The sequence below is a fragment of the Streptomyces laculatispora genome (genome assembly GCF_017353455.1).
Classification (GTDB): domain Bacteria; phylum Actinomycetota; class Actinomycetes; order Streptomycetales; family Streptomycetaceae; genus Streptomyces; species Streptomyces laculatispora.
The window spans coordinates 1-6,985 of record NZ_JAFMPZ010000198.1; the positions used below are offsets into that span (position 1 = coordinate 1).

General features: G+C 69.7%; 5 protein-coding genes. 2 read left to right on the top strand and 3 right to left on the bottom strand.

What is annotated here, in order from left to right:
- A partial coding sequence (locus tag J1C73_RS11625; protein WP_207316297.1) for a hypothetical protein occupies window positions 1–439 on the bottom strand: 439 nt, incomplete at its 3' end.
- A 481-nt stretch (window positions 440–920) separates the two neighbouring features.
- On the opposite strand from J1C73_RS11625, the gene J1C73_RS35470 reads away from it, so the two are divergent.
- Entirely contained in the window at window positions 921–2,426 is a 1,506-nt protein-coding gene (locus tag J1C73_RS35470) for a glutamate-cysteine ligase family protein (protein ID WP_207316298.1), read from the top strand.
- 184 nt (window positions 2,427–2,610) lie between these two features.
- On the opposite strand, the gene J1C73_RS11635 is transcribed toward J1C73_RS35470, so the two are convergent.
- Window positions 2,611–4,398 carry a substrate-binding and VWA domain-containing protein gene (locus tag J1C73_RS11635; protein ID WP_207316299.1) on the bottom strand — a complete coding sequence of 596 codons (1,788 nt, stop codon included), beginning with the start codon at window positions 4,396–4,398 and terminating at the stop codon, window positions 2,611–2,613.
- Between the two features lie 184 nt (window positions 4,399–4,582).
- Between J1C73_RS11635 and J1C73_RS11640 the strand changes: the two genes are divergently transcribed.
- Window positions 4,583–5,362: a CPBP family intramembrane glutamic endopeptidase gene (locus J1C73_RS11640; RefSeq protein ID WP_207316300.1), complete on the top strand. Its 780-nt coding sequence runs from the start codon at window positions 4,583–4,585 to the stop codon at window positions 5,360–5,362.
- Window positions 5,363–5,441: 79 nt separating this feature from the next.
- Here the strand turns inward: J1C73_RS11640 and J1C73_RS11645 are convergent, their stop codons facing one another.
- The gene (locus J1C73_RS11645; protein ID WP_207316301.1) at window positions 5,442–6,263 is read right to left on the bottom strand and encodes a PhzF family phenazine biosynthesis protein; all 822 of its coding nucleotides are present in this window, start codon (window positions 6,261–6,263) and stop codon (window positions 5,442–5,444) included.
- Between the last annotated feature and the right edge of the window lie 722 nt (window positions 6,264–6,985).

Sequence of the window (6,985 nt, forward strand, 5' to 3'; positions counted from 1 at the left end):
CGGACGCGTCGGCCTCGGTGTCCTCGTGCAGCCACAGCGCCAGCATGTAGAGCTCGGGAATGGACAGCAGCCTCGGCTGGTAGTGCGTGCTTGCCGCCTCCGCCTGGCGCAGGGCGAGTTCGGTCGAGGCGATGTAGGGGCCCTCGAAGAAGTGCGAGAAGGTCCAGCCGTCAGGGGTGAGCATGGTGTCCGCCGCGGCGACCGCCCGCTCCGCTCCGCGGATCTGGAAGCGCCAGGCGGCGAGCCGGGTGGTGGGCGTGAGCCCGCCCGGTCCGATGCGGTCCAGCAGATGGACGGGGAGCGGGTGCTCGGGGCTCAGCGGTCCCTGGGCGGACCGCAGGGCAGGGGTGCGGGCCTCGCGGACCGCGGTGGGTGAACCGAGCGCCGCGAGTACGCTTCTCAGCGCGGGCGCGGGAGCCGGAGGAACATGCAGCGGCATAGTGGGTCGCCTCTCACTTCGGAGACACGGTGGAGCGTGGGCGGGTGCAGACGGCGCTGTCGGCGTGTGGGGCCAGAGGAGGCCGGTGACTGAGCCGGTGCGTCAACTCTCTGCCTCGTCCGCGGAGTTTATACGACAGGTGTTCACGCGGTGATTCCACTAGCCGCCACGACTATTGCCGGCAAGACGGTATCCGGACTTTATTATGCGGAGATTATGCTGATTCGGTGCGAGCGGCGCAGCCGTCGCCTCGGGTTTTTCCTGTGACGCGGTAGGCCGAAACGTGTCGGTGCATTCCTCGCGTGCCGAAGGTGGAAACTGTGCACTGCTTCATGCCGAGTGAATGTGCCCGGGGCTGCGGTCATCAGATTAGCGGGTGCGCACCGTCCGCGGGGCGTTATGGATCACCTCGTCTGGGCATTATCGATCGTGACGCGAGCGGCCTGGGCCGCGGGCTGCCCACTCGAGGAGGGACACTTCGATGGGGGAGAAGGTCGTGGCGGGCGCCTTTGACCTGTCCGATCGGCAGAGGTACCGGCGGAAGCTCCACCAGTGCCTGGAGGGGCTGGTGAGGCTCCTGGCGGAGCGGAGATTCGACCGGCCGCGCAACCTCATGGGCATGGAGATCGAGCTGAATCTGGCGGGCTCCGACGGCATGCCGAAGATGTTGAATGGACAGGTGCTGGAGCGCATCGCAAGCCGGGATTTCCAGACAGAACTCGGGATGTTCAATCTGGAAGTGAACATTGTTCCCCATCATCTGGACGGCCGCGTTCTCGATCAGCTGGCCGAAGAGCTGCGGACCGGCCTCGGATATGCCGACCGGAAGGCCGGCGAGGTGGATGCCGGGATCATGATGATCGGAATACTGCCCACGGTCGGCAGCGCGGACATGGTCCCCGCGAACCTCTCCGACGTGGACCGCTACGCGCTGCTGAACGACCAAATGGTGGCGGCGCGCGGCGAGGATTTCTCCCTTGATATCGAAGGTGTGGAGCGTTTGGTCTGCACCTCCGGGTCGATCACGCCGGAGGCGGCCTGCACCTCGGTCCAGCTGCATCTGCAGGTGACCCCGGAACGGTTCGCGGATGTGTGGAACGCCGCCCAGGCCGTTGCCGCGGTCCAGGTGGCCCTGGGAGCCAATTCGCCCTTCTTGTTCGGCCGCGAGCTGTGGCGGGAGTCGCGTCCGCCGCTCTTCCAGCAGGCCACGGACACCAGGCCGCCCGAACTGCAGAACCAAGGGGTGCGTCCCAGGACCTGGTTCGGGGAGCGGTGGATCGGTTCGGCGTACGAACTCTTCGAGGAGAACGTGCGCTACTTCCCCCCGCTCCTGCCCATCTGCGACGAGGAGGACCCGCTGCGGGTCCTCGACGAGGGCGGGGTGCCCCGGCTCCAGGAACTCGTCCTGCACAACGGCACGGTCTACCGCTGGAACCGGCCGGTGTACGGGTTGTCGGACGGCGTCCCCCACCTCCGGGTGGAGAACCGGGTGCTGCCCGCAGGGCCGACCGTCGCCGACGTGATCGCCAACGCCGCGCTCTACTACGGGCTCGTGCGGGCCCTTGCCGAGGAGTCCCGTCCGGTGTGGACCAGAATGCCGTTCGCCGCCGCGGCCGAGAACTTCGACACCGCCTGCCGCCGGGGCATCGACGCCGAACTGCTCTGGCCCCGGCCCGGCCGCTCCGGCGGGCTGACCAGGGTGCCGGCCGTCAAGCTCGTACGGGACGAACTGCTGCCGCTGGCCGCCGCCGGGCTCGACGCGTGGAACATCGAGCCCGCCGACCGCGACCGCTACCTCGGGATCATCGAGGAGCGCTGCAAGCGGCGGACGAACGGGGCGTCCTGGCAGGCGGACGCCTATCACCGGGCGCGGGACGCCGGACTCGGGAGGGACGCGGCGCTCGCCGCCATGACCCGCCGGTACGGCGAACTGATGCAGGGCGGCGAGCCCGTGCACAGCTGGCCGGTGGGCGTCCCCGGAACGTGAGCGTCGGCGGGGCCGGGCCCGGTCCGGGATGCCCCCGCCGGCCCCACACGCTCCCACAGGAAGCACAGGCTCGCACACGGCGCGCCCGCTCCGGCGCGCGGCGCGGGCGACAGGGGCTTTCGTTCGGATCAGGCCGGATCGGGCACCGGGGCACGCGAGCCCGGCCTGATCCGGACGAGAGGCCCTACTCCTGGGCGGCGCGGCCGCTCTGTCCGGCGGTCATGACGGCCTGCAGGATCACCGCCTGGATCTCGGCCGGGTCGTTGACCTGGTAGCCGCCGCCACCGGTCACCTTGGCTATCTCGTTCACCTCTTCGCGGTCGGCGTCGGGGCCGACCGCGATGGCGAGCAGCGGAACCGGGCGCTCCGGGTCGGCGATCCGCCTGAGTTCGGCGATCAGGGCGCTGCGCGAAATGGAACGGTCGTCCTCGTTCGAGCCGTCGGTGAGGATCACCACGGCGTTGAACTTGCCCTTCACATAGGTACGCTGCGCCTCCTTGTAGGCGGCCAGTGCGGTGTCGTACAGCCCGGTCGCACCGTCCGGCACGGGCTGCAGGGCCGAGAACGCGGCGGCGAGCTTCTCGCGGTGGGTACCGCCGCCCTTCGCCCGCTCCCCGAGCCGGCTGGTCGCCATCAGCCGCCGGTAGTCCTTGTCGCCGTCGAGCCTGGTGGCGAACTCCCAGAGGCCGATCTCGTCGTTCGGGGTGAACTGATTGAGAGCCTCGATCAGGGACGCCTTGGTGACGTCCATCCGGGACTGGTTGCGGCCCGGCACGATCGTGGCCATCGAACCCGAGGCGTCGACGACCGTGGTGAGCCGCGCGCTCTGCACGGTGATCGTCCACATGCCGAGCGTCTTCTGAAGCGTGTCGTCGGACGGTGCGGTGGCGGGTGAGGTGGCGTACGGCTGTGGCGACTTGCCGCCCGCCGACGCGACGAGCTGCTCGCCCGCCGTGCCGTCGGTGGTCCGGAAGCCGTGCTCCTCCAGCGTGTGCTGGGCGCCCTCCTCGGACAGCAGCGTCATGAACCGCAGCGCCGCCCGGCTCTCGCCGGTACTCAGTTTGTCCTCGTTGACCAGGGTGAACGGGTAGTCGAGCAGCGGGGTGCCGTCCGTGGGGTAGAAGAGGTCCAGCTTTCCGGCCCCGGTCGACTCGGCGTTGTGGGCGAACGCGGCCTGTTCGGAGAGCAGCACCGCCTGGTTGCGGGCGGGACCGTCCTCCTCGGAGCCCGAGCCGTCCCCGGCCAGTGTCCCGAGCACCTGGCCGTCGCCGTCGGACATCCGCTGGGCGAGGAGTTTGGCGGTGGCCGCGACCCTGGTGTCGCTGTCCCCGCCCTCCTTGTCGGAGGACGCGCCGATGCTGGTGAGCGCCAGCAGGCCGGTGGCGCTGCGCGCCGGGTCGGCCGAGCCGAGCCGCACTTTGCCGGCTTCCGTCGCCGATGCCGTCAACTCGGCCCAGGTGTACTTCTTCTTCGGCCAGCCGAGGGTCTTGGCGGCGGAGGGCACCATGGCCAGGGTCACGGGTGAGGAGGCCACCGAGTCGCCCGGTGTGAGCGGCACGGCGTCGCCGGTCCCCTTCGCGCGGCTCAGCCAGAGATCGGAATCCGGCAGCCACATCTGGTAGTCCGGCGTGCGGGTGCCGTCGGCGAGCGCATCGGCGACCTTGTACGAGTCACGGGCCACCACCTTCACGTCGACGCAGCGGCCGTCGGATCTCAGATCGTCCTCGCGCGTCTTGTCGGCGATGGCACGCACGGCGGGAGCGATGTCGGGGGAGGCCACCATGGACAGATGCACCGCGGAGTCCTCGCAGGACTTCGAGAACGACAGCAAGCCGCCCTGGGCCGCTACCGCGGTTCCCGCCGCCACGGCGAGAACGAGCGTGGTGGCGATGGCTACGGTGCGACGGCGGCTCGATGGACGGTCCCCGCTTCCGTCCGTCGTGTCGTCGTCGGGCAAGCTGTGACGTCCCATGTCGGTGGTGCCCCTCCTTGAGGATGAACAAGGAAAAGGGGGACCACACCATCGGCAATGGTGCTCGTCCCCCGGCCTGTCGCGCATGATCTTCGTACCTGTATTCGAGACCCTAGCGGGGCGGGGAGTGGTACGGGACGTGAATGCACAACTCAGGGCAGGTGTACAGGTGGAGGCGGGGCGCGTGGCTGATTCTTATCCTCAGAAGGCCGTGTCACGACGGATCTTGCGGTCCGAGACGGTGTTGGTGCTGGCTCTCTCGCTGGGGGCCAGCGGGGTGTCTGCCCTGATCAGTTTTGTCGGATCACTGACGAAACCGGGGGGTTTGAAGGAACAGGCGGCGATGCTCAACAGCTCGTACGCGCCGGGGCGTCCCTGGCTGGATCTCGCCTGGCAACTCTTCGGCATCGCGACGGCGCTCGTGCCCGTCGCCCTGGTGGCCCATCTCCTGATCCGGGAGGGGACGGGCCTGCGGGCGATCGGTTTCGACCGGACCAGGCCGGGGCCGGACCTGGGGCGCGGCGCGCTGGTGGCGGCGGGCATCGGCAGCGCCGGGCTGGCCTTCTACCTGGTGGTCCGGGCCGTCGGATTCAACCTCACGGTCGTCCCCGAGTCGCTGCCGGACGTGTGGTGGAAGTTCCCGGTCCTGATCCTGTCGGCGATCCAGAACTCCGTGGTGGAGGAAGTGATCGTCGTCGGTTATCTGCTGCGTCGGCTGGGGCAGTTGGGGTGGACCCCGATGGCTGCCCTGGTGGCCAGTTCGGTGCTGCGCGGTTCGTACCACCTGTACCAGGGGATCGGCGGATTCATCGGGAACATGGTGATGGGGGTCGTCTTCGTGCTGCTGTACCGCCGCTGGCAGCGGGTGGGGCCGCTGGTCGCGGCCCATGCCCTGCTCGACATCGGGGCGTTCGTCGGATACGCGCTGCTCGCCGGGAAGGTGGGCTGGCTGCCCACCCCGTGAGGGGCCGCGGGGCCGGGATGCCGGGAGGGGGTGTGCGGGGTGATCCGCACACCCCCTCCCGGCGTTCGCGGCCGCCTCCTCACAGAGCGACGAGCAGTTCCCCGTCCAGGACCGTCACCGCGCGCCCGGTCAGCAGGGTCCGGTCGCCCCGCAGTGAGGTACGGACCAGCCCGGACCGGGCGGACGCCTGCAGGCCGGTCAGATCGTCCCGGCCGAGCCGGGCCGACCAGAACGGCGCCAGGGCCGTGTGCGCGCTCCCCGTCACGGGGTCCTCGTCGATGCCCACGGCGGGGAAGAAGCCGCGGGAGACGAAGTCGTAGCCGCAGCCGGGACCGGTGGCCGCGGCCGTGGCGATGACGCCGCGACGCGAATGGGCGGTCAGCGCCGCGAAATCCGGGGCCAGCCCTCGTACGGCCGCCTCGTCGGTCAGTTCCACGAGCAGATCGCCGGTGTGCGGGCCCGTGTCGTGCACGGACACGGGCTCCGCGCCCAGCGCGGCGGCCAGCCCCTGCGGCGTGGCCTCCGGGGTCAGCGGCGCGGTGGGGAAGTCGAGGGTGACTGAGCCGTCCGGCTGTGCGGTCGAGGTGAGGATGCCGCACCGTGCGGCGAACCGCACCGCGCCGCTCGCGGTCGCGGTGGTGTGCAGGATGTGGGCGGTGGCGAGGGTGGCGTGGCCGCACATGTCGACCTCGGTGGCCGGGGTGAACCAGCGCAGCGCCCAGTCGGCGGCGCCGCCCGGCGGCAGGGGGTGCGCGAACGCGGTTTCCGACAGGTTCAGCTCCGCCGCGATCTGCTGGAGCCGGCTGTCGTCGGGGAAGCCGTCCGGGCCGAACAGCAGGACGCCTGCGGGATTGCCGGTGAAGGGGCGGTCGGTGAACGCGTCGACGATTCGAATCCTCATGTCCCGACCGTAGGCGCGCCGCGAAGCCGCAGGCCAAGGCCAATTCAGGATCGGTGGACCGCGCATCTGACCTGTCTCAGCGAAGATTCCGTGATTCTCGGCGAAGCTGCACGGGTGCTCGTGAGGCTCACTGAAGGTTGAGCACCTGCTCGGCCCTCGGGCTGGGTGTCGTGGACGTCCGTGCCGAGGAGGACATGGATCAGCGGGCACGGGAGGCCTGCGAGGCCCTGGGCTGGGAGTTCGAGTGGGCCGGACGTTCTGATCCGGTGCTCATGGCCAACGTTCGGTGGCGTCACGGTATCGCCGGGCACGCTCCGGCCGACCAGTGGCGGTGGCTGAGCGTGTCCTGGAGGTGTTCAGTGAGCCGAGAAGCTTATGGGAGGGGCCGCACTGGTCAGCGACCGGATCCAGGTTCTGCCGGTGCTGTTCCATCTGCTGTGGTCGGGGAAGTTGAAGGCGGACCTGTCGGCAGACTTGTTGGGGGCCGGGACCGGGACCGGGAGCCTGGTCTGGGCGGAAGAGCGGAGGCAGTAATGGGTCTGCTGAGGCGTCCGCCGGCTCTGGCGGTTGGCGGATGCCCCCGAAGAAGAAGGCCTGGGGTCTTTCGTTTGGATCAGGCTGGATCAGGGAGCGGGGTCCGGTGCGTGCAGATGCAAGGCGGAGGAGGGAGTCGATGCGGAGCATTGGCGACCGACGACAACACGGCAGGTGCGCGTGCCGGA

What these genes read in the sequence shown, in the direction of transcription:
- J1C73_RS11645 (WP_207316301.1), bottom strand. Translation starts at nt 6,263, where the DNA reads ATGAGGATTCGAATCGTCGACGCGTTCACCGACCGCCCCTTCACCGGC.
- J1C73_RS35470 (WP_207316298.1), top strand. Translation starts at nt 921, where the DNA reads ATGGGGGAGAAGGTCGTGGCGGGCGCCTTTGACCTGTCCGATCGGCAG.
- J1C73_RS11635 (WP_207316299.1), bottom strand. Translation starts at nt 4,398, where the DNA reads ATGGGACGTCACAGCTTGCCCGACGACGACACGACGGACGGAAGCGGG.